The sequence below is a fragment of the Kineococcus sp. TRM81007 genome, assembly GCF_022669155.1.
Taxonomy (GTDB): Bacteria; Actinomycetota; Actinomycetes; order Actinomycetales; family Kineococcaceae; genus Kineococcus.
This window is the reverse complement of record NZ_JALBVB010000007.1, coordinates 1-233: the sequence shown is the minus strand read 5'-3', so window position 1 is coordinate 233 and position 233 is coordinate 1. Positions and strand designations below refer to the sequence as shown.

Here is a 233-nt window from a genome sequence, read left to right as displayed (position 1 = left end):
ACTTCAGCCAGCGGGTGACGGTGCCCTCGGTGACGCTCTCCCCGAGCGCCGGCATCTGCACCGCCGTACCGCCGGACGCTCCGCCGCCGGACGGCGCGGACGGCGCGGGCGGCGCGGGCGGCTGGGCGGGCTCGGCCTGCGGCTCCTGCTGCTGCGGCTCCTGCTCCTGCGCGGGCTGCTCGGCGGGGGCGTCCTGCTGCGGGGCGGAGCCCTGCTCGGAGGGGTCGCCGACT

1 pseudogene is annotated in these 233 nt (G+C 79.8%); it reads right to left on the bottom strand.

Annotation, left to right across the window (positions count from 1 at the left end):
• Nucleotides 1-233, bottom strand: a pseudogene (locus MN205_RS00035) (2-oxoglutarate dehydrogenase, E2 component, dihydrolipoamide succinyltransferase); the annotation flags it as partial.